This is a genomic window from Pseudomonas sp. S10E 269, assembly GCF_002798465.1.
Taxonomy (GTDB): Bacteria; Pseudomonadota; Gammaproteobacteria; order Pseudomonadales; family Pseudomonadaceae; genus Aquipseudomonas; species Aquipseudomonas pergaminensis.
In genome coordinates, this window is the sequence record NZ_PHIJ01000001.1 from 1752290 (window position 1) to 1772038 (window position 19749).

Consider the following 19749-nt stretch of genomic DNA (forward strand, 5'->3'; position numbering starts at 1 on the left):
ATGGCTACGACCACCCTTGGGGTCAAACTTGACGACCCGACCCGCGAGCGCTTGAAGGCGGCCGCGACCTCCATTGATCGCACGCCGCACTGGCTGATCAAGCAGGCGATCTTCAATTACCTGGAGAAACTGGAGGGTGGTGCAACCCTGACTGAACTCAATGGTTTGAGCAGCAAGGACGTTGACGACGCTGGCGAGGTCCAGACCGACCACGCCCACCAGTGCTTCCTTGAGTTCGCCGAAAGCATCCTGCCGCAATCCGTGCTGCGCGCTTCGATCACTGCCGCTTACCGTCGCCCCGAGCCGGAAGTGGTACCGATGCTGATCGAGCAAGCCCGCCTGCCGGCGCCAATGGCCGAAGCCACCAACAAGCTGGCGGCGTCGATTGCCGAAAAACTGCGTAATCAGAAGAGCGCAGGCGGCCGTGCAGGGATTGTTCAAGGCCTGCTGCAAGAATTTTCCCTGTCGTCCCAGGAAGGCGTGGCCCTGATGTGCCTGGCCGAAGCGCTGCTGCGCATCCCGGACAAAGGCACCCGCGACGCGCTGATCCGCGACAAGATCAGCACCGGCAACTGGCAGCCGCACCTGGGCAACAGCCCGTCGTTGTTCGTCAACGCCGCGACCTGGGGCCTGCTGCTGACCGGTAAACTGGTCGCCACCCACAACGAAGCCGGCCTCACCTCGTCCCTGAGCCGCATCATCGGCAAGAGCGGCGAGCCGATGATCCGCAAGGGCGTCGACATGGCCATGCGCCTGATGGGCGAGCAGTTTGTCACCGGTGAAACCATCGCCGAAGCCTTGGCCAACGCGAGCAAGTTCGAAGCCAAAGGCTTCCGCTATTCCTACGACATGCTCGGTGAAGCCGCGCTGACCGAACACGATGCGCAGAAGTACCTGGCCTCGTACGAACAAGCCATTCACTCCATCGGCAAAGCCTCCCATGGGCGTGGGATTTATGAAGGCCCGGGCATTTCCATCAAGCTGTCGGCGCTGCACCCGCGCTACAGCCGCGCACAGTACGAGCGTGTGATGGACGAGCTGTACCCGCGCCTGCTGTCCCTGACCCTGCTGGCCAAGCAATACGACATCGGCCTGAACATCGACGCCGAAGAAGCCGACCGCCTGGAGCTGTCCCTGGACCTGCTCGAGCGCCTGTGCTTCGAGCAGCAACTGACCGGCTGGAACGGCATCGGTTTCGTGATCCAGGCCTACCAGAAGCGTTGCCCGTATGTGATCGACTACGTCATCGACCTGGCGCGCCGCAGCCGCCACCGCCTGATGATCCGCCTGGTAAAAGGCGCGTACTGGGACAGCGAAATCAAGCGCGCCCAGGTCGAAGGCCTGGAAGGCTACCCGGTGTACACCCGCAAGGTGTACACCGACGTTTCGTACATTGCCTGCGCACGCAAACTGCTGTCGGTGCCGGAAGTCATCTACCCGCAGTTCGCCACGCATAACGCTCACACGCTGTCGGCCATCTACCATATCGCCGGTCAGAACTATTACCCCGGCCAGTACGAGTTCCAATGCCTGCACGGCATGGGCGAACCGCTGTACGAGCAGGTTGTAGGCAAGGTTGCCGATGGCAAGCTGAACCGTCCGTGCCGCGTGTACGCTCCAGTCGGCACCCACGAAACGCTGCTGGCCTACCTGGTCCGTCGCCTGCTGGAAAACGGCGCGAACACCTCGTTCGTCAACCGAATTGCCGACCAATCCATTTCGATCCAGGAGCTGGTGGCCGACCCAGTGGCCAGCATCGAGCAAATGGCCACGCTGGAAGGCGGCTTCGGCCTGCCGCACCCGCGCATTCCATTGCCGCGTGACCTGTACGGCAGCGACCGCGCCAATTCGGCCGGTATCGACCTGGCCAACGAACACCGCCTGGCGTCGCTGTCCTGCGCCTTGCTGGCCACGGCTCACAACAACTGGAAAGCTGCGCCGATGCTCGGTTGCGCCTCCAGCGAGCAAGCGGCGGCGCCGGTACTGAACCCGTCCGACCTGCGTGACGTGGTCGGTCATGTGCAAGAAGCCACCGTCGAAGACGTCGACAACGCTATCCAGTGCGCTATCAGCGCCGGTCCGATCTGGCAGGCCACCCCGCCCGCCGAGCGCGCCGCGATCCTGGAACGTGCCGCCGACCTGATGGAAGGCGAGATTCAGCCACTGATGGGCCTGCTGGCCCGTGAAGCCGGCAAGACCTTCGCCAACGCCATCGCCGAAGTGCGTGAAGCCGTGGACTTCCTGCGCTACTACGCGGTGCAGGCGCGCAATGACTTCACCAATGATGCCCACCGCCCATTGGGCCCGGTGGTCTGCATCAGCCCGTGGAACTTCCCGCTGGCGATCTTCAGCGGTCAAGTCGCTGCCGCACTGGCCGCCGGTAACCCGGTATTGGCCAAGCCGGCCGAACAAACCCCGCTGGTCGCCGCGCAAGCCGTGCGCATCCTGCTGGAAGCCGGCATTCCGGAAGGCGTGCTGCAACTGCTGCCGGGCCAGGGCGAAACCGTCGGTGCGCGCCTGGTGGGTGATGATCGCGTCAAAGGCGTGATGTTCACCGGCTCCACCGAAGTGGCGCGCCTGCTGCAACGCAATGTCGCCGGCCGCCTGGATGCCCAGGGCCGTCCGATCCCGCTGATCGCCGAAACTGGCGGCCAGAACGCGATGATCGTCGACTCCTCAGCGCTCACCGAACAAGTGGTAATCGACGTGGTGTCCTCGGCCTTCGACAGTGCCGGCCAACGCTGCTCGGCCCTGCGCGTGCTGTGCCTGCAGGAAGATTCGGCAGACCGTGTCATCGAAATGCTCAAGGGCGCCATGGCTGAATGCCGCCTCGGTAACCCGGAGCGCCTGTCCGTGGATATCGGCCCGGTGATCGACGCCGAAGCCAAGGCCGGTATCGAGAAACACATCCAGGCCATGCGCGACAAAGGCCGCAACGTGTACCAGGTGGCCATTGCCGACGGCGACGAGATCAAGCGCGGCACCTTCGTGATGCCAACCCTGATCGAGCTGGAAAGCTTCGACGAACTGCAACGCGAAATCTTTGGCCCGGTACTGCACGTGGTGCGCTACAAGCGCAAAGAGATCGACCAGCTCATCGGCCAGATCAATGCTTCCGGCTACGGCCTGACCCTGGGCGTGCATACCCGTATCGACGAAACCATCGCCAAGGTGATCGACAACGTCAATGCCGGTAACGTCTACGTCAACCGCAACATCGTCGGTGCCGTGGTTGGCGTGCAACCGTTCGGCGGCGAAGGCCTGTCGGGCACTGGCCCGAAAGCCGGTGGTCCGCTGTACCTGTACCGCCTGCTGTCGACTCGCCCTACGGATGCCATCGAGCAATCCTTCGTACGTGGCGATGCACTGGCTGCACCGGATGTTCGTTTGCGCGACGCCATGAGCCAGCCGCTGACCGCCCTGAAAACCTGGGCCGACAGCAATCAATTCAGCGACCTGAGCGCCCTGTGCAGCCAGTTTGCCGCGCAATCGCAAAGCGGTATCACCCGTCAACTGGCCGGCCCGACCGGCGAGCGCAACAGCTACGCCATCCTGCCCCGCGAGCACGTGCTGTGCCTGGCGGACGTAGAAGGCGACCTGCTGACACAACTGGCGGCGGTACTGGCTGTTGGCGGTTCTGCGGTATGGCCGGAAACCGACCTGACCAAGGCCTTGTTCCCACGCCTGCCGAAGGAGATTCAGGCGAAGATCAAGCGCGTGGCCGACTGGACCAAGGATGACGTGGTGTTCGACGCCGTCCTGCACCACGGTGATTCCGATCAACTGCGTGCGGTGTGCCAGCAAGTGGCCCAGCGTGGCGGGGCGATTGTCGGGGTGCATGGTTTGTCCCAAGGCGAGACAGCGATTGCGCTGGAGCGTTTGGTGATCGAGCGGGCATTGAGCGTTAACACGGCTGCGGCAGGTGGGAATGCGAGCCTGATGACTATCGGTTAACTCATGTGGGAGCTGGCTTGCCTGCGATAGCGGTGGGCCAGTGACTTAGATGTCAGCTGGCACGGCCTCATCGCAGGCAAGCCAGCTCCCACATTGACCGCATCCAACCTTCCGCCCGCGTTCTGCCCCTCCATCACGCAAATCAATCTTGCTATCCAGCATATATTCGCGCACTTAGACTCAGGCCAATTCCTCCAAAGGTAAGCCGCCATGTCCGAGACGCTGCTCAGTTCCCGCAATCTGGCTTTCGAGCTGTATGAAGTCCTCGATGCCGAGGGCCTGACCCAGCGCGAGCGGTTTGCCGAGCACAATCGCGAAACCTTCGATGCGGCCATCAGTACCGCGCGCACTATTGCCGAGAAGTATTTCGCCCCTCACAACCGCAAGAACGACGAAAACGAACCGCGCTACGAAGACGGCAAGGCCATCCTGATTCCGGAAGTGAAGCCGGCGGTGGATGCGTTCCTCGAAGCCGGCTTCCTCAACGCAGCCCGCAGCTTTGAAGCGGGCGGCATGCAACTGCCCACCCTGCTGTCGCAAGCCTGTTTCGCGCACTTCCAGTCGGCCAACGCCGCGTCCACGTCCTACCCGTTCCTGACCATGGGCGCCGCCAACCTGATCGAAAGCTTCGGCACCGACGATCAGAAACAACGCTTCCTGCAGCCGATGATCGATGGCCGTTTCTTCGGCACCATGGCCCTCACCGAACCCCACGCCGGCTCATCGCTGTCGGATATTCGTACCCGCGCCGAGCCTGCGGCGGACGGCACATATCGGCTCAAGGGCAACAAGATCTTCATTTCCGGCGGCGATCACCCACTGTCGGAAAACATCGTGCACATGGTGTTGGCCAAGCTGCCGGATGCGCCGCCCGGAGTGAAGGGCATTTCGCTGTTTATCGTGCCCAAGTTCCTGGTCAACGACGACGGCAGCCTGGGGGAACGCAACGACGTGCTGCTGGCGGGGCTTTTCCACAAGATGGGCTGGCGCGGCACCACGTCCACGGCGTTGAATTTCGGCGACAACGGCAACTGTGTCGGCTACCTGGTGGGCAAGCCGCACCAGGGGTTGAGCTGCATGTTCCAGATGATGAACGAGGCACGCATCGGCGTGGGCATGGGCGCGGTGATGCTCGGTTATGCCGGCTACCTCTACTCCCTGGAGTACGCCCGTGAACGCCCGCAAGGTCGCCTGCCTGATAGCAAGGATCCCACCACTGCGCCGGTCTCGATCATCCAGCACGCCGACATCAAGCGCATGCTGCTCACCCAAAAGTCCTACGTGGAAGGCGCCTTCGACCTCGGCCTCTACGCCGCTCGCCTGTTCGACGACACCACCACCCTGGAAACCGAAGCCGAGCGCAAGCACGCCCATGAACTGCTGGACTTGCTCACCCCTATCGTCAAATCCTGGCCCTCGGAGTTCTGCCTCAAGGCCAACGAACTGGCGATCCAGATTCTCGGTGGCCACGGCTACACCCGTGAATACCCGGTGGAACAGTACTACCGCGATAACCGCCTGAACCCCATCCATGAAGGCACCCATGGCATCCAGTCCCTGGATTTGCTCGGGCGCAAGCTCGCACAGAACGGCGGAGCGGGCTTGAAGCAACTCATTAGACTGATCGCCGAAACCGGTGCCCGGGCGCAGCAGTACCCAAGCCTCACCCCACTCAGGGAACCGCTTGAGCAGTTGGTCAACCGCCTGCAAAGCGTGACGATCGGCCTACTGACGGATCTCGCCCACGGCAAGGTCAACAGCAGCCTGGCGAATTCGGCGCTGTACTTGAAGGTGTTCGGGCATACGGTGATTGGCTGGCGCTGGCTGGAACAGGCGATTCGCGCCGAAGAAGGCCTGGCCAAGGGCGTGGCGGCCGATGTGGCCTTCTATAAGGGCAAGCTCCAGGCTGCCCGGTACTTCCTGACCTGGGAAGTACCGAGCTGCCATCATGAACTGGCGATCCTGGAGGCACGCGATGATACGTGCCTCGGCATGCAGGATGAGTGGTTCTAACCGCTGATCAAGGCGTTCCGATCGCCTTGGCAATCACATCGACCGTGGCGCTGACTTGCTCTTGGTAACGGTCGAGTTCCTGCTGGTGAGCCTGCTGCATTTCGATCTGCTCGGCGCACAGGTTCAGCGCCGCCAGCACCAGTAACTTGTCACCGATCAGGGTCGGGTACTTTTTCTTGGTGGTGGCCAGGGACGCCTTGAGCAGGGTCACGGCGTGCATCAGGGTTTTCTCTTCCCCGGCCGGTGCCTTGATCGAGTAATCCTCTCCGAGAATCGAAACGACCTTTATCCCTTCACTCATGCGCCGACAGGCCCTGCGCTCACACGCTCAACCAGTGCCTGGATACGTGCGGCAGTAGCGCCGTGCTTCTCTTCCTGTTCCATCAGGTTCAACTGCAGACTGTCGTTCTCATCTTTGGCACGCGCCAGTTCGGCCTTGAGGGATTCGTTGGTGCCCAGTAGGTCCTGATTCTGCTGTACCAGGTCGCTGACCAGTTGTTCCAATTGGCTGAGGGATGCTTCTAACATTTTGATTTCTCGGGCTTTTTCAAAGGGCGGTGACGATAAAGAAAATTCACCTCGGATGCCAGGGTTATCCCTGGCGCGCAGCCCGATTTTTAAGGGCCGGGCCGCACTTTCGAGCCTTAGTGACTGCATTTACCCGATCTGGTTCCTGAATCGGCCGAACCCCTCGTCAGATGCGACAAAAACGCACATGCCCCTTTAGACTTTAGTCGTACGACCGATAGAGAGGCACAGACCGTCTCATGGCCGCACGGATCGCGCTCTCCCCCCAGGATTCCCGCATGTCGCTTCGTAATATGAATATCGCTCCGAGGGCCTTCCTCGGCTTCGCGTTTATTGGCGCGTTGATGTTGTTTCTCGGTGTGTTCGCCCTGAATCAAATGAGCAAGATACGCGCCGCCACGGAAGACATCACCCTGTCCAGCGTGCCAAGCATTCGTGCCCTCGATGAGTTCACCCAACTGACTCTGCGCCTGCGGGTGCTGTCGTACCGCCTGCTGACCAACCGCGAGCCGGAGGTCCAGCAAAAAACCCTGGAAGCCTTTGAGCTGCGCAATCAGCAGATTCGCACGGCCCAGGGCATCTACGAAAAACTCATCGAGAGCAGCGAAGAGCGCTCGACCTACGACGAATATGTGCGCCTTCTTGGCCAATACCACCAGATTGAAGATCGCATGAAGAGCCTGTCGCGCGCCAATCAAGTGGAAGAGCTGCGCACCCTGCTCAACACCGAACTGCTGAGCAACTCCGAGCAGGTCAACGCCGTGCTCACCCGCCTGCTGGACATCAACAATAAGATGGCCCTGGCTACCAATAAAGACGCCGAAGACCAATACAACATGGCCTTCAACATGGTGGTGAGCCTTCTGGTGATCGCCACCCTGCTGACACTGCTGTTTGCGTGGCTGCTGACCCGCAGCATCACCCTGCCCATCTCCCAGGCCTTGGAAGCGGCCGAAGAAGTTGCCGAAGGCAACCTGACGCGCCCGATCAGAGTCGACGGCAACGACGAAGCCGGGCGCCTGTTGGCGGCCATGGCCAAGATGCAGGACAAACTGCGCGACACCCTGCAACGCATTGCCGGGTCCGCGACCCAGCTGGCGTCGGCTGCCGAGGAACTGAACGCCGTCACCGACGAAAGCGCCCGTGGCCTGACCCAGCAAAACAACGAAATCGAACAAGCCGCCACGGCGGTGAACGAGATGACCAGTGCCGTCGAGGAAGTCGCCCGCAATGCGGTGAGCACCTCCGAGGCATCGCGCAACGCCACCACTTCTGCCGGCGATGGCCGTGACCTGGTGCAGGAAACCGTCAGCGCCATCGAACGCATGAGCGGCGATGTGCAAGCCACCGCCACCTTGATTGGCGACCTGGCCAACGAGTCCCGCGATATCGGCAAGGTGCTGGACGTGATCCGTGGCCTGGCCGACCAGACCAACCTGCTGGCACTGAACGCGGCGATTGAAGCGGCACGTGCTGGCGAAGCCGGTCGCGGTTTTGCGGTGGTCGCCGATGAAGTGCGCGCCCTGGCTCATCGCACGCAGCAGTCGACCAGCGAGATCGAGCGGATGATCGGCAGCATCCAGGCCGGCACCGAGCACGCAGTAGATTCGATGCGCAACAGCACCGAACGCGCGGAATCGACGCTGAATATCGCCAAAGGCGCCGGGATGTCGCTGGATACCATCAATACCGCGATCGTCGAGATCAACGAACGCAACCTGGTCATCGCCAGCGCAGCCGAAGAGCAGGCCCAGGTGGCGCGGGAAGTGGACCGCAACCTGGTGAACATCCGTGACCTGTCGGTGCAATCGGCCACGGGTGCCAGCCAGACCAGTGCGGCGAGCAGCGAGCTGTCGCGCCTGGCGGTGGACTTGAATGGGATGGTCGGGCGCTTCCGTCTCTAACTGACACGCCTCAGTCAAAATGTGGGAGCGGGCTTGCTCGCGAATGCAGTGGTTCAGTCAGCATATCTTTAGCTGATATACCGCATTCGCGAGCAAGCCCGCTCCCACATTGGATCTATAGCAACCTGTAAAAGCTTTTTGACAGCGCAGCAATTCAACAGGTTAGAATCACTGGCACGCAGACTGCATGGTCAGTTTGCGCCCCGTCTTGTTTGCTCATGGAGTACTGCCTTTGAATGCGACGACCATCAACAGCCTGTTCTTGATCGGCGCGTTGCTGGTGAGTGCGAGCATTCTGGTGAGTTCTCTTTCGTCCCGCCTGGGCATTCCGATCCTGGTGATCATCCTGGCCGTGGGCATGGTCGCCGGCGTCGATGGCGGCGGCATCATCTTCGACAACTACCCGACCGCCTACCTGGTGGGCAACCTCGCCCTGGCCGTGATCCTGCTCGATGGCGGTTTACGTACACGGGTGGCGAGTTTCCGCGTGGCACTCTGGCCGGCGTTGTCGCTGGCCACGGTGGGGGTGTTGATTACCACCGGCCTCACCGGCATGGCCGCGGCCTGGCTGTTTGACCTCAATATCATCCAAGGCTTGTTGATTGGCGCGATTGTCGGCTCCACGGACGCTGCGGCAGTGTTCTCGCTGCTCGGCGGCAAGGGCCTCAACGAACGGGTCACCGCCAGCCTGGAAATCGAATCCGGCAGCAACGACCCCATGGCGGTGTTCCTTACTGTCACCTTGATCGACATGCTCGCAAGCGGCCAAACCGGTTTGCACTGGAGCCTGCTGACTCACTTGGTGCGCGAGTTCGGCATCGGCGGCGTGGTCGGCCTGGGCGGCGGCTGGCTGATGCTGCAAATGGTCAACCGCATCAACCTGGCCACCGGCCTGTACCCGATCCTGGTGATCGCCGGCGGCCTGTTCGTGTTCGCCGTAACCAACGCCCTGCACGGCAGCGGCTTCCTCGCCGTGTACCTGTGCGGCCTGGTGATCGGCAACCGCCCGGTGCGCAGCCGTCATGGCATTTTGCATATGCTCGACGGCATGGCCTGGCTGGCGCAGATCGGCATGTTCCTGGTGCTGGGCCTGCTGGTCACGCCCCATGACTTGCTGCCCATCGCGCTGCCGGCCCTGGGCCTGGCGCTGTGGATGATTCTGTTTGCGCGGCCATTGTCGGTAATGGTCGGCCTGCTGCCGTTCAAAGCGTTCCACGGTCGGGAAAAGGCCTTTATCGCCTGGGTGGGCCTGCGCGGCGCGGTGCCGATCATTCTGGCGGTGTTCCCGCTGATGGCCGGGCTGCCCCATGCGCAGCTGTACTTCAATCTCGCGTTCTTTATCGTGCTGGTGTCGCTGCTGGTGCAGGGCACAAGCCTGCCGTGGGTGGCCAAGCTGCTCAAAGTCACCGTACCGCCGGACCCGGCGCCGATTTCCCGTGCCGCGCTGGAAGTGCACGTCACCAGCGAGTGGGAGCTGTTCGTCTACCGCCTGGGCGCGGAAAAATGGTGCATCGGTGCCGCCCTGCGTGAGCTGAAAATGCCCGAAGGCACGCGCATCGCTGCGCTGTTCCGTGGCCAGCAACTGCTCCATCCGTCGGGTAGTACGGTGCTGGAAGTCGGCGATTTGCTCTGTGTGATCGGCCATGAACACAACCTGCCCGCCCTGGGCAAACTGTTCAGCCAGGCGCCGCAACGCGGCCTGGACCTGCGCTTCTTCGGCGACTTCGTGCTGGAAGGCGACGCCCAGCTGGGCGCGGTTTCCGCCCTGTACGGCCTGAAGCTGGAGGGCATCGACCCGGACATGCCACTGAGCAGTTTCATCACCCAGAAAGTCGGCGGCGCGCCCATCGTCGGCGACCAGGTGGAGTGGAACAACACCATCTGGACCGTCGCGGTCATGGACGGGAACAAGATCGGCAAAGTGGGCGTCAGATTCCCCGAAGGAAGTCGCCCGGGCCCCGGACTCTTCCTCTAAACTGCGGGGCGACGACGCCCCCGATTCTTCACCTTGCAAGACCGGTCTCTATGCCTACCCTGCGCACGTTCCTCGCCACTGCCCTGCTGGGCCTGACCCTTTGTGTCGGCACCGTTCACGCGGCCGACCCGCCCAGCGCCGACGCCATCCAGCAAACCCTGGACAAGCTGCCCGACCGCAAGCTGCCCGACGCCGACATGAAGGCGCTGCAGACCATCCTGCAACAGACCCTGACGTACCTGGGCAACAAGCAGGATTACGAGCAGCGCCTGGTCGACCTCAAGCGCCAGTTGGAAGACGCGCCACGCCAGACCGGCGACAACCAGCGCGAGCTGACCCGGCTCAAGGCCACCAAAATCATCCCGGTCGCCCAGCGCTACGCCACCCTGCCGGTGCCGCAGCTTGAGCAGTTGCTGGTGCAACGCACCACCCAGCAAGGTGACCTGCAAAAAGAACTGGCCGACGCCAACAGCCTGTCCATCGCCGCCCAGACCCGCCCGGAGCGCGCCCAGACCGAAATCAGCAGCAGCCAGACGCGCATCCTGCAGATCAATTCGATCCTCAAGGCCGGCAAGGACAACGGCAAAACCCTCAGCGGCGACCAGCGCAACCAGCTCAATGCCGAACTTGCGGCCCTCAACGCGCTGATCCCGCTGCGCCGCCAGGAACTGGCCGGCAACAGCCAACTGCAAGACCTGGGCAACAGCCAGCACGACCTGGTGATGGAAAAAACCGCGCGCCTGGAACAAGAGATCCAGGACCTGCAGACCCTGATCAACCAGAAGCGCCTGGCCCAGTCCCAACAAACGGTGACCCAGCAGTCCATCGAAGCACAAAAGGCCGGCGGCAGCAGCCTGCTGGCCACGGAAAGCGCGGCCAACCTGAAGTTGTCCGACTACCTGCTCAAAAGCACCGACCGCCTCAACGATCTGACCCAGAAGAACCTTAAAACCAAGCAGCAACTCGACACGGTGACCCAGAGCGACTCGGCCCTGGACGAGCAGATCAACGTGCTCAAGGGCAGCCTGTTGCTGTCCAAGATCCTCTACAAACAGAAACAAGCCTTGCCACGCCTGACCGTGGACCGCGACCTGGCGGACGACATCGCCAACATTCGCCTGTACCAATTCGAGGTCAACCAGCAACGCGAACTGATCAGTTCGCCAAGTGCCTATGTGGATAACCTGCTGGCCAACCAAGCGCCGGAAGACATCACCCCCCAACTGCGCCGCACCCTGCTGGAACTGGCGATCACCCGCAGCGACCTGCTGGAGCGCCTGAGCCGTGAGCTGAGCGCGCTGCTCAATGAATCCATCACCCTGCAACTGAACCAGAAACAACTGCTCAGCACCGCCACCACCCTGCGCGCGACGCTGGATGAGCAGATGTTCTGGATCCCCAGCAACAAGCCGCTGGACACCGAATGGCTGGAAACGGTGCCGGCGCACCTGAGCAAGCAAGTCGCCACCTTGCCCTGGGCCTCCAGCGTCAGCGAACTGTATGACGGCCTGACCCAGCGCCCGCTGCTGTTCCTGCCGCTGCTGCTGTTGATTGGCGCGCTGCTATGGCGTCGTAAAAACCTCTACCAGCGCCTGAACAAGGTGCATCTGGATATTGGCCACTTCAAGCGCGACAGCCAGTGGCACACGCCCCAGGCCATCCTGATCAATATTCTGCTGGCAATGCCGGTTTCCTTAGGCTTGGCGCTGTGCGGCTACGCGCTGCAAATCGACGCCCGTGGGCAGAACGCCAACCTCGGTTCGGCCCTGCTGCAAATCGCCCAGGCCTGGCTGGTGTTCTATACCGCTTATCGCATCCTGGCGCCGGGTGGCGTGGCGGAACTGCACTTTCGCTGGGAAAAGCCCCAGGTCGAATTCCTGCAAGGTTGGGTACGCAAACTCGGGCTGGTGGTACTCGCGCTGGTGGCCGTGGTGGCCATCGCTGAACACCAACCGGCGGCGCTGGCCGACGACGTGCTGGGCATCGGCGTGGTACTCACCTGCTACGCGCTGATGGCCTGGCTGCTCGGCCGCCTGTTGCTCAACAGCCCGACCCATGAAAAGGCCTCACTGTTCCGCAAGGCCGTGGGCCTGATGTTTACCGCGCTGCCGGTCGCGCTATTTATCGCCGTGTGCTTTGGCTACTACTACACCGCGCTCAAGCTCAGCGACCGCCTGATCAACACCCTTTACCTGCTGATGTTCTGGCTGGTGATCGAAGCCACCTTCGTCCGCGGCCTGGGCGTTGCCGCCCGGCGACTGGCCTATGCGCGTGCCCTGGCCAAACGCCAGGCCGCCAAGGAAGCCGGCGACGGCGAAGCAGTGATCGAAGAACCGACCCTGGACATCGAACAGGTTAACGAACAGTCCATGCGACTGATTCGCCTGGCCTTGCTCGGCGGCTTTATTGCCGCGCTGTACTGGGTATGGTCTGACCTGATCTCGGTGTTTTCGTATTTGGATAACGTCACGTTGTACGAATACACCAGCGGTACGGGTGCCAATATCAGCATGGTGCCGATCAGCATTGGCGACTTGCTCGGCGCGCTGATCATCATCGGCATCACCTTCGCCCTGGCGCGCAACCTGCCCGGCCTGCTCGAGGTGCTGGTGCTGTCCAAGCTGGACCTGGCCCAGGGCAGCGCCTATGCGACCACCACGTTGCTGTCGTATGTGATTGCCGGCGTCGGTTTCGTCTCCACCTTGTCCACCCTCGGCGTGAGCTGGGACAAGTTGCAATGGCTGGTGGCGGCGCTATCGGTGGGGTTGGGCTTTGGTATGCAGGAGATCTTCGCGAACTTCATCTCCGGCATCATGATCCTGTTCGAACGCCCGGTGCGCATCGGCGACACCATCACCATCGGCAACCTGTCGGGCACGGTGAGCAAGATCCGCATCCGCGCCACCACGATCACTGACTTTGACCGCAAGGACATCATTGTCCCGAACAAGACGTTCATCACCGGGCAACTGATCAACTGGTCGCTGACCGACACCATCACCCGCGTCACCCTGAAACTGGGCGTGGACTACGGCTCGGATCTGGACCTGGTGAAGGAACTGTTACTCAAGGCTGCCAGGGAAAACCCACGGGTCCTGAAAGAGCCAGAACCCCATGTTTACTTCCTCAATTTCGGCGAAAGCACCCTCGACCACGAACTGCGCATGCATGTGCGCGACCTGGGTGACCGTAACCCGGTGCTGGACGAGGTCAACCGCTACATCAACCGTGAGTTCAAGAAACAGCACATCAACATCTCGTTCCGGCAGATGGAGGTGTACCTGAAGAATATGCACGGTCAGGAATACAAATTGGTGCCGGTTGAGGATGACCGCAAGACCATCGCAGGGCCTGAGACAGAGCAAGACGCCCCCGAGCCGCCACCCGGCAAAGTCGACGATGCGCCGGAACCGCCGCCGAGCAAGCTCGACTAACTCCGCTATCCCCAGCAGAATGCTCGGACATTCTGCTGGAGATGGCCGGTGAAAGCCCTCGACGAACTGACCTTCGACAACCGCTTCGCACGCCTGGGCGACGCATTCTCGACCCACGTACTGCCTGAGCCCCTCGACGCGCCGCGCCTGGTCGTAGCGAGTGAGGCCGCGATGGCCCTGCTCGACCTTGACCCCGCCGTTGCCGAAACACCGGTATTCGCCGAGCTGTTTGGCGGCCACAAGCTGTGGGCCGAGGCAGAACCGCGGGCGATGGTCTATTCCGGGCATCAGTTCGGCGGCTACACCCCGCAGCTGGGTGACGGCCGTGGGTTGTTACTGGGTGAGGTGTACAACGAAGCCGGCGAGCACTGGGACCTGCACCTCAAGGGCGCCGGGATGACACCTTACTCACGCATGGGCGATGGGCGTGCCGTGTTGCGCTCGTCGATCCGTGAGTTTCTGGCCTCCGAAGCCCTGCACGCGCTGGGCATCCCCAGCAGCCGCGCACTGTGCGTGATCGGCTCCGACACCCCCGTGTGGCGTGAGAAACAGGAGCGTGGCGCGATGGTATTGCGCATGGCGCACAGCCATATCCGCTTCGGCCATTTCGAATATTTCTACTACACCAAGAAGCCCGAGCAGCAGGCGCTGTTGGCCGAGCATGTACTGAACCTGCACTACCCCGAGTGCCGCGAACAACCCGAGCCGTACCTGGCGATGTTCCGCGAAATCGTCGAGCGCAACGCCGAATTGATCGCCAAGTGGCAGGCTTATGGCTTCTGCCATGGCGTGATGAACACCGACAACATGTCGATCCTCGGCATCACTTTCGACTTCGGGCCGTTTGCGTTTTTGGATGACTTTGACGCGCACTTCATCTGCAACCACTCGGACCATGAAGGGCGCTATTCCTTCAGCAATCAGGTGCCGATTGGGCAGTGGAACTTGAGTGCATTGGCGCAAGCACTGACGCCGTTTATCAGCGTCGACGCCTTGAAAGAAGCCCTTGGGCTGTACCTGCCGCTGTATCAGGCGAACTACCTGGACCTGATGCGCCGCCGCCTGGGACTCACCACCGCCGAAGACGATGACCAGCAGTTGGTGGAGCGTTTATTGAAGCTGATGCAGAACAGCGGCGTGGACTACACCCTGTTCTTCCGCCGCCTGGGGGATGAGTCGGCGGCGTTGGCCGTAGCGCGGTTGCGCGATGACTTTGTCGACCTGGCCGGGTTTGATGCCTGGGCCGAGCAGTACAAGGCGCGTGTTGTACGGGATGGTGACTACAGCGAGGAACAGCGCCGTGCGCGGATGCATGCGGTGAACCCGCTGTATATATTGCGCAACTATCTTGCGCAGAATGCCATCGCTGCCGCCGAGTCCGGGGATTACAGCGAGGTACGACGGCTGCATGAAGTGCTTTCCAGGCCGTTTGAGGAGCAAGCGGGGATGGAGCAATACGCACAGCGGCCGCCGGATTGGGGGAAGCATTTGGAGATTAGTTGTTCCTCGTAAAAACCTTTAAATGAAGGTTTCTACTGAAACCCCAAAACGCTCAGCCAGCCAACGAATTTGACGTATGTTGAGCTGGCGCTTGCCGCCCAGGATTTCCAAAACGTCGGACTGCGGACCTACACCCGGCAGATCGCCTTGGGTCAAGCCATGCTCTCGCATCATAAAGCGCAACACATCAACGCCACTGGCAACAGGCATCGGCCAAGGCATCATAGTCGGCCTCGGATTGGGGCTTGGTCAGCAGCGATGAAACAAAGCGCCAGTGCTCAATAGCCAGCTTCAGATCGTCGTTCATGTGTTGTCCTTTTTATCTGGTCTTGATAAACCGCATTCCCGGCTCCAGATTGAACCTAATGGCCACACCCTAGGAGCCCCCGATGTCCGAACCTCTTGTAATCCCCTGCCCCCACTGCAACGGGCTCAACCGCATCCCCGGTGAACGCCTGGGTGATGCGCCAAAGTGCGGGCGCTGCAAGCAGCCGGTTTTGTTGAACAAGCCGTTTGAGCTGAAACAAGGCGACTACGCCAGCCAGATCAAAGGCGACCTGCCGTTGCTGGTGGATGTATGGGCCGACTGGTGTGGCCCGTGTAAATCGTTTGCGCCGGTGTTCGAGCAGGCGGCCGGGCAGTTGGCGGGCAAGTGCCGGCTGGCCAAGCTGGACAGCGAGGCCAATCAGCAGTTGTCGGCGCAGTTGGGGATTCGCTCGATTCCCAGCTTGATTCTGTTCAAGAACGGTCGCGAAGTGGCTCGCCAGAGTGGGGCGTTTCCGTTGCCGCAGTTGATGGCGTGGCTTCGCAGCCAGGGCATTTGACACCCGGCTCCTACAGCGATGGTATTCCAGCGTTAGGCCACGGGTGTTTCGCGGTCCATCATCTGGCCGACCAGCAGTACACCCAGCTCGCTCAATTGGTGGATCGCCAAAGCAACGTCTCGGTGTTCGCCGGTAAGGTCGTTGGACAGGTTGAGCAACAGGGTGCGGACGGAGGAGAAGGTTTCGTAGCTGTTGAGGACTAGGGTTTCGTTGGGGAGGTTGGGGGTGACGGTGAATAACATGCTTTTCGTTCTCTGATAGGGCCACCACCTATTCGCTACTAAACAAGGGCGGCGGCTGTACGCAGGTTAGTAGACCGGGAACGAAAGCAAAAACCGGCGCACCCGAAGGTGCCCTGCGCACAGCCACCATCAGATAGGCGAAAAACGCCATGCTGTCGGAGCGGTGCACATACTTTCGTCTGACTGGGCTACTAAACCCGACCACTGAGAATTCAGCGGCCCGAGAACCTTAAGAGAAGCCCATCCAGACGCACAAGCCGGGCGATTCTGGCTTACCTGTAGGCATCGTTACAAGGCATAACCCCATTGCCAGACCCGTCCTACAGCCTCTGTGGAACAAATCCAGCGGCTGGAATGCAGAACCAAGTGTGGGAGCTGGCTTGCCTGCGATGCAGGCGACTCGGTCTGCCTGATACACCGAGGCGATGCGATCGCAGGCAAGCCAGCTCCCACACTGATCGCATTTCAAACTCAGGTCCGCGCTGCCTTTCAGATCACGCGTTTTCCAGCAGGTTATGCAGCTCCACAAATTGCTGTGTGAGCTTATGCCGTGGGTCCAGGTGGATCAGCGGCTTGCTCTCCTGGTGCGATTCACGCATGCGCACGGAACTGGCCAGGTACACCGGCAACACCGGCAGGCCCTCAGCAATCAACTCATCCAGCATCTGCTGCGGCAGGCTCGCCCGGGCCTGGAACTGGTTGACCACGATGCCTTCGACTTCAAGGCCTTCGTTGTGGTCTTCCTTCAACTCTTCGATTTCTGCCAGCAAGCCATAGAGGGCCTGGCGCGAAAAGCTGTCGCAATCGAAGGGGATCAGCACGCGATCAGCGGCAATTAACGCCGAAACCGCATAGAAGTTCAGCGCCGGCGGGGTATCCAGATAGATCCGGTCGTAATCTTCGCTCAGTTCATCCAGCAGCTTTCGCAGCTTGTTGATCTTGTGCTTGGCCTCAAGCTTGGGCTGCAGGTCCGCCAATTCGGCGGTGGCTGTGATCACGTGCAGGTTGTCGAAGGGTGTCTCGTAGATATCCACCCGGTTTTTTTTCGAAAACGGCCCGGAAGACAGGGTTTGCTTGAAGAATTCGGCAATGCCCATCGGTATATCTTCGCCGGTCAGCCCGGTGAGGTATTGGGTTGAGTTGGCTTGTGCATCGAGGTCCACCAACAGGGTTCGATAGCCTTCGCTGGCGCTGACTGCCGCCAGGTTGCAGGCGATGCTGGACTTGCCCACGCCGCCTTTCTGATTGAACACCACGCGCCGCATGGAAAAACCTCCGTGTATCAATGAATATCCGAGTGTAGAGGGCAGAAGCGCCTGTTAGCTACCTCGTTCATCCATGCACTGCTGCATGACGGGCCGTTGGCGACCTACCTGTCATACGCAACCGACAGACTAAAAAGAACGGTCCGACAATCTATCCCGCCGCAGGTAAAGGACAATCTGTAAATTCTTCCGACTATTTTGTAATCGGTCATGCACAGTTCTTTACCAAAGTTTGCTAGAACCCCACGGCACCGGGATAATGCGCGCCATTCGGCGATTGCTCCCTGTCCCGGTATTCGGGGCCAAAAGCCGCACATGGAAGCCCGCAGGGGCGGGATAACTTCTCAGTGATCACTTTCAACATCGCCCAATGGCGCGCCTGGGCCCCTGGGCTCGATAGCGTGGACGACTGGCACGCCTGGTGCCAGGCCCCGGCGTTGCTGCCTGCAAGCGATGCCGCCCCTGATGTCTCGTTCCTGCCGGCCATGCAACGTCGCCGCCTGAGCCGCCTGGCGCGGATGGCGTTCAGCGTCGGCTGGCCACTGGCCGAGGGCCTGCAGGACCTGCCGCTGGTGTTCATTTCCCGGCATGGCGAGACCCCGCGCACCCTCGACATCCTCAGCGACCTGGCCAACGAACAGCCACTGTCGCCCACCCAGTTCAGCCTGTCGGTGCACAACGCCGTGATTGGCCTGTGGTCGATCCTGCGCAACGAAACCAGCGAAATGACCGCCCTCGCCGCCACCGGCGACGGCCTGGAACACGGCATGCTCGAAGCCGCCGCGCTGCTCAACGAAGGCGCCCCGGCCGTGTTGCTGGTGATTACCGAGGAGCAGCCGCCCGAGGCCTACGCCAGCTGGATCGTCGATGTGCCCTTTCCCTACGCCCTCGGCCTGTTGCTGACACCGGGCGACGAGTGGCAGCTGGAACTGAGCAGCGGCACTGTCCAACCCACTCAAACCCAGTGGCCCCACGCCCTGAACCTGCTGCGCACCCTGCTCACCGAACAGGTCGCCTGCCAACATGCCTGGAAGAACCGCGTATGGAACTGGCAACGCAAGCCGTGAACGACAAGCCTCGGGACGCCTACTACTGGCGCCTGTTTGCCACCGCCGCCAGCTTCTTCCTGTTCGGCATAGGCGGACTGTGCCTGCGCCTGCTGGTATTTCCACTGCTCAGTTGCCTGCCAGGCAGCGCAGAAGAACACCAGCGCCGTGTCCGCCACACCATCAGCAAACTGTTCTGGTTTTTTATCCGCCTGATGCAGCGCGCCGGCGTGCTGACCTACAGCGTCGAAGGCGCGGAAAACCTCGGGCGCCCAGGCCAGATGATCATTGCCAACCACCCGTCGCTGATCGACGTGGTGTTCCTGATCGGCCTGATGCGCCAGACCAATTGCGTGGTCAAGCAGAGCCTGTTCCAAAACCCGTTCATGCGCGGCCCCGTGCGCGACGCCGGCTACATCAGCAATGACGGCAGCTCGGACATGCTCGATGCCGCCGCCGACGCCTTGCGCGCAGGCCAGACCCTGATCATTTTCCCGGAAGGCACCCGCACCACACCCGGCGCAGCGCCTGCCTTTCATCGCGGTGGCGCCGCCATTGCGCTGCGGGGTGCGACAATCATCACCCCGGTGGTGATTAAAGTGAGCCCCACCACGCTGACCAAGGCCGAACCCTGGTATCGCATCCCAAAATGCCGCTTTCACTTCAGTTTGCGCGTGGGTGCCGATATAGAACCACAGGCGTTCGCATCAATGGGGCCCGCGCCCCAGGCCTCACGCAAGCTCAACGATTACCTGCATCACTTTTTTATTAAGGAGCTCGCCGAAGATGAGCGACCAACACCGCCTTGAGCACGACATAAAGACCCTGATCATCGAGGCCCTGGGCCTGGAAGACATCAGTGTCGACGACATCGGCAGCGAGCAGACCCTGTTCGGCGAAGGCCTCGGCCTGGATTCGGTAGACGCCCTGGAATTGGGCCTGGCGATCCAGAAAAAGTACGGTATCAAGATAGATGCCGACGCCAAGGACACCCGCAATCACTTCACCAACGTGGCCAGCCTTGCGGCGTTCGTCACGGCCAGACAGGCAGCTTGAGACCGGAC

The 19749-nt window shown here is 61.3% G+C and carries 13 protein-coding genes and 3 pseudogenes; 11 read left to right on the forward strand and 5 right to left on the reverse strand.

Annotation, left to right across the window (positions count from 1 at the left end; translation table 11 throughout):
- Both putA and CWC48_RS08175 read left to right on the forward strand, forming a co-directional pair.
- Complete coding sequence (gene putA, locus CWC48_RS08170) at positions 1 to 3954, forward strand: trifunctional transcriptional regulator/proline dehydrogenase/L-glutamate gamma-semialdehyde dehydrogenase (RefSeq protein WP_100491653.1); 3954 nt, start codon at positions 1 to 3, stop codon at positions 3952 to 3954.
- A gap of 210 nt (positions 3955 to 4164) precedes the next feature.
- Positions 4165 to 5967, forward strand: a complete 1803-nt coding sequence (locus tag CWC48_RS08175; protein ID WP_100491654.1) for an acyl-CoA dehydrogenase — start codon at positions 4165 to 4167, stop codon at positions 5965 to 5967.
- Between the two features lie 7 nt (positions 5968 to 5974).
- On the opposite strand, the gene CWC48_RS08180 is transcribed toward CWC48_RS08175, so the two are convergent.
- On the reverse strand, positions 5975 to 6268 hold the full coding sequence (locus CWC48_RS08180; RefSeq protein WP_078046538.1) for a cell division protein ZapA: 294 nt from the start codon (positions 6266 to 6268) through the stop codon (positions 5975 to 5977).
- Positions 6265 to 6495 (reverse strand): hypothetical protein, encoded by a 231-nt coding sequence (locus CWC48_RS08185; protein WP_016977201.1) that lies wholly within the window; start codon positions 6493 to 6495, stop codon positions 6265 to 6267. Before CWC48_RS08185 ends, CWC48_RS08180 begins: the two co-directional genes overlap by 4 nt.
- 344 nt (positions 6496 to 6839) lie before the next feature.
- On the opposite strand from CWC48_RS08185, the pseudogene CWC48_RS30820 reads away from it, so the two are divergent.
- The 5 genes and pseudogenes from CWC48_RS30820 to selO form a co-directional block, all read left to right on the forward strand.
- Positions 6840 to 7496, forward strand: a pseudogene (locus CWC48_RS30820) (MCP four helix bundle domain-containing protein); the annotation flags it as partial.
- A 303-nt stretch (positions 7497 to 7799) separates the two neighbouring features.
- A pseudogene (locus CWC48_RS30825) lies at positions 7800 to 8399 on the forward strand (methyl-accepting chemotaxis protein); the annotation flags it as partial.
- A 232-nt stretch (positions 8400 to 8631) separates the two neighbouring features.
- Positions 8632 to 10374 carry a potassium/proton antiporter gene (locus CWC48_RS08195; RefSeq protein ID WP_016977199.1) on the forward strand — a complete coding sequence of 581 codons (1743 nt, stop codon included), beginning with the start codon at positions 8632 to 8634 and terminating at the stop codon, positions 10372 to 10374.
- 50 nt (positions 10375 to 10424) lie between these two features.
- Positions 10425 to 13808, forward strand: coding sequence for a mechanosensitive channel MscK (gene mscK / locus CWC48_RS08200; protein WP_078046536.1), 3384 nt, complete (start codon positions 10425 to 10427; stop codon positions 13806 to 13808).
- Between the two features lie 48 nt (positions 13809 to 13856).
- Entirely contained in the window at positions 13857 to 15320 is a 1464-nt protein-coding gene (gene selO, locus CWC48_RS08205; protein ID WP_099492878.1) for a protein adenylyltransferase SelO, read from the forward strand.
- A 6-nt stretch (positions 15321 to 15326) separates the two neighbouring features.
- Here selO and CWC48_RS08210 read toward each other — a convergent pair.
- Positions 15327 to 15615 (reverse strand): annotated as a pseudogene (locus tag CWC48_RS08210) (type II toxin-antitoxin system HigA family antitoxin).
- A gap of 82 nt (positions 15616 to 15697) precedes the next feature.
- On the opposite strand from CWC48_RS08210, the gene trxC reads away from it, so the two are divergent.
- On the forward strand, positions 15698 to 16132 hold the full coding sequence (gene trxC / locus CWC48_RS08215; RefSeq protein WP_078046533.1) for a thioredoxin TrxC: 435 nt from the start codon (positions 15698 to 15700) through the stop codon (positions 16130 to 16132).
- 32 nt (positions 16133 to 16164) lie between these two features.
- Here the strand turns inward: trxC and CWC48_RS08220 are convergent, their stop codons facing one another.
- The gene (locus CWC48_RS08220; RefSeq protein WP_078046532.1) at positions 16165 to 16374 is read right to left on the reverse strand and encodes a DUF6124 family protein; all 210 of its coding nucleotides are present in this window, start codon (positions 16372 to 16374) and stop codon (positions 16165 to 16167) included.
- Between the two features lie 494 nt (positions 16375 to 16868).
- Positions 16869 to 17639, reverse strand: a complete 771-nt coding sequence (locus CWC48_RS08230; RefSeq protein ID WP_078046531.1) for a ParA family protein — start codon at positions 17637 to 17639, stop codon at positions 16869 to 16871.
- A 347-nt stretch (positions 17640 to 17986) separates the two neighbouring features.
- Between CWC48_RS08230 and CWC48_RS08235 the strand changes: the two genes are divergently transcribed.
- Genes CWC48_RS08235 through CWC48_RS08245 form a run of 3 tightly spaced genes read left to right on the forward strand, consistent with a single transcriptional unit; the run spans position 17987 to position 19741 of the window.
- Positions 17987 to 18706, forward strand: a complete 720-nt coding sequence (locus CWC48_RS08235; protein WP_100491657.1) for a beta-ketoacyl synthase chain length factor — start codon at positions 17987 to 17989, stop codon at positions 18704 to 18706.
- Positions 18682 to 19494 (forward strand): 1-acyl-sn-glycerol-3-phosphate acyltransferase, encoded by an 813-nt coding sequence (locus tag CWC48_RS08240; protein WP_100491658.1) that lies wholly within the window; start codon positions 18682 to 18684, stop codon positions 19492 to 19494. Before CWC48_RS08235 ends, CWC48_RS08240 begins: the two co-directional genes overlap by 25 nt.
- A complete protein-coding gene (locus CWC48_RS08245; protein ID WP_014716603.1) occupies positions 19472 to 19741 on the forward strand; it encodes a phosphopantetheine-binding protein in 270 nt (89 codons plus the stop codon). Before CWC48_RS08240 ends, CWC48_RS08245 begins: the two co-directional genes overlap by 23 nt.
- Positions 19742 to 19749: the final 8 nt, after the last annotated feature.

Excerpts from the sequence above, each read along its gene's own strand:
- trxC (WP_078046533.1), top strand. The coding sequence starts at position 15,698 with ATGTCCGAACCTCTTGTAATCCCCTGCCCCCACTGCAACGGGCTCAAC.
- CWC48_RS08240 (WP_100491658.1), top strand. The coding sequence starts at position 18,682 with ATGGAACTGGCAACGCAAGCCGTGAACGACAAGCCTCGGGACGCCTAC.
- CWC48_RS08180 (WP_078046538.1), bottom strand. The coding sequence starts at position 6,268 with ATGAGTGAAGGGATAAAGGTCGTTTCGATTCTCGGAGAGGATTACTCG.
- CWC48_RS08220 (WP_078046532.1), bottom strand. The coding sequence starts at position 16,374 with ATGTTATTCACCGTCACCCCCAACCTCCCCAACGAAACCCTAGTCCTC.
- mscK (WP_078046536.1), top strand. The coding sequence starts at position 10,425 with ATGCCTACCCTGCGCACGTTCCTCGCCACTGCCCTGCTGGGCCTGACC.
- CWC48_RS08185 (WP_016977201.1), bottom strand. The coding sequence starts at position 6,495 with ATGTTAGAAGCATCCCTCAGCCAATTGGAACAACTGGTCAGCGACCTG.
- CWC48_RS08230 (WP_078046531.1), bottom strand. The coding sequence starts at position 17,639 with ATGCGGCGCGTGGTGTTCAATCAGAAAGGCGGCGTGGGCAAGTCCAGC.
- CWC48_RS08175 (WP_100491654.1), top strand. The coding sequence starts at position 4,165 with ATGTCCGAGACGCTGCTCAGTTCCCGCAATCTGGCTTTCGAGCTGTAT.
- putA (WP_100491653.1), top strand. The coding sequence starts at position 1 with ATGGCTACGACCACCCTTGGGGTCAAACTTGACGACCCGACCCGCGAG.
- CWC48_RS08245 (WP_014716603.1), top strand. The coding sequence starts at position 19,472 with ATGAGCGACCAACACCGCCTTGAGCACGACATAAAGACCCTGATCATC.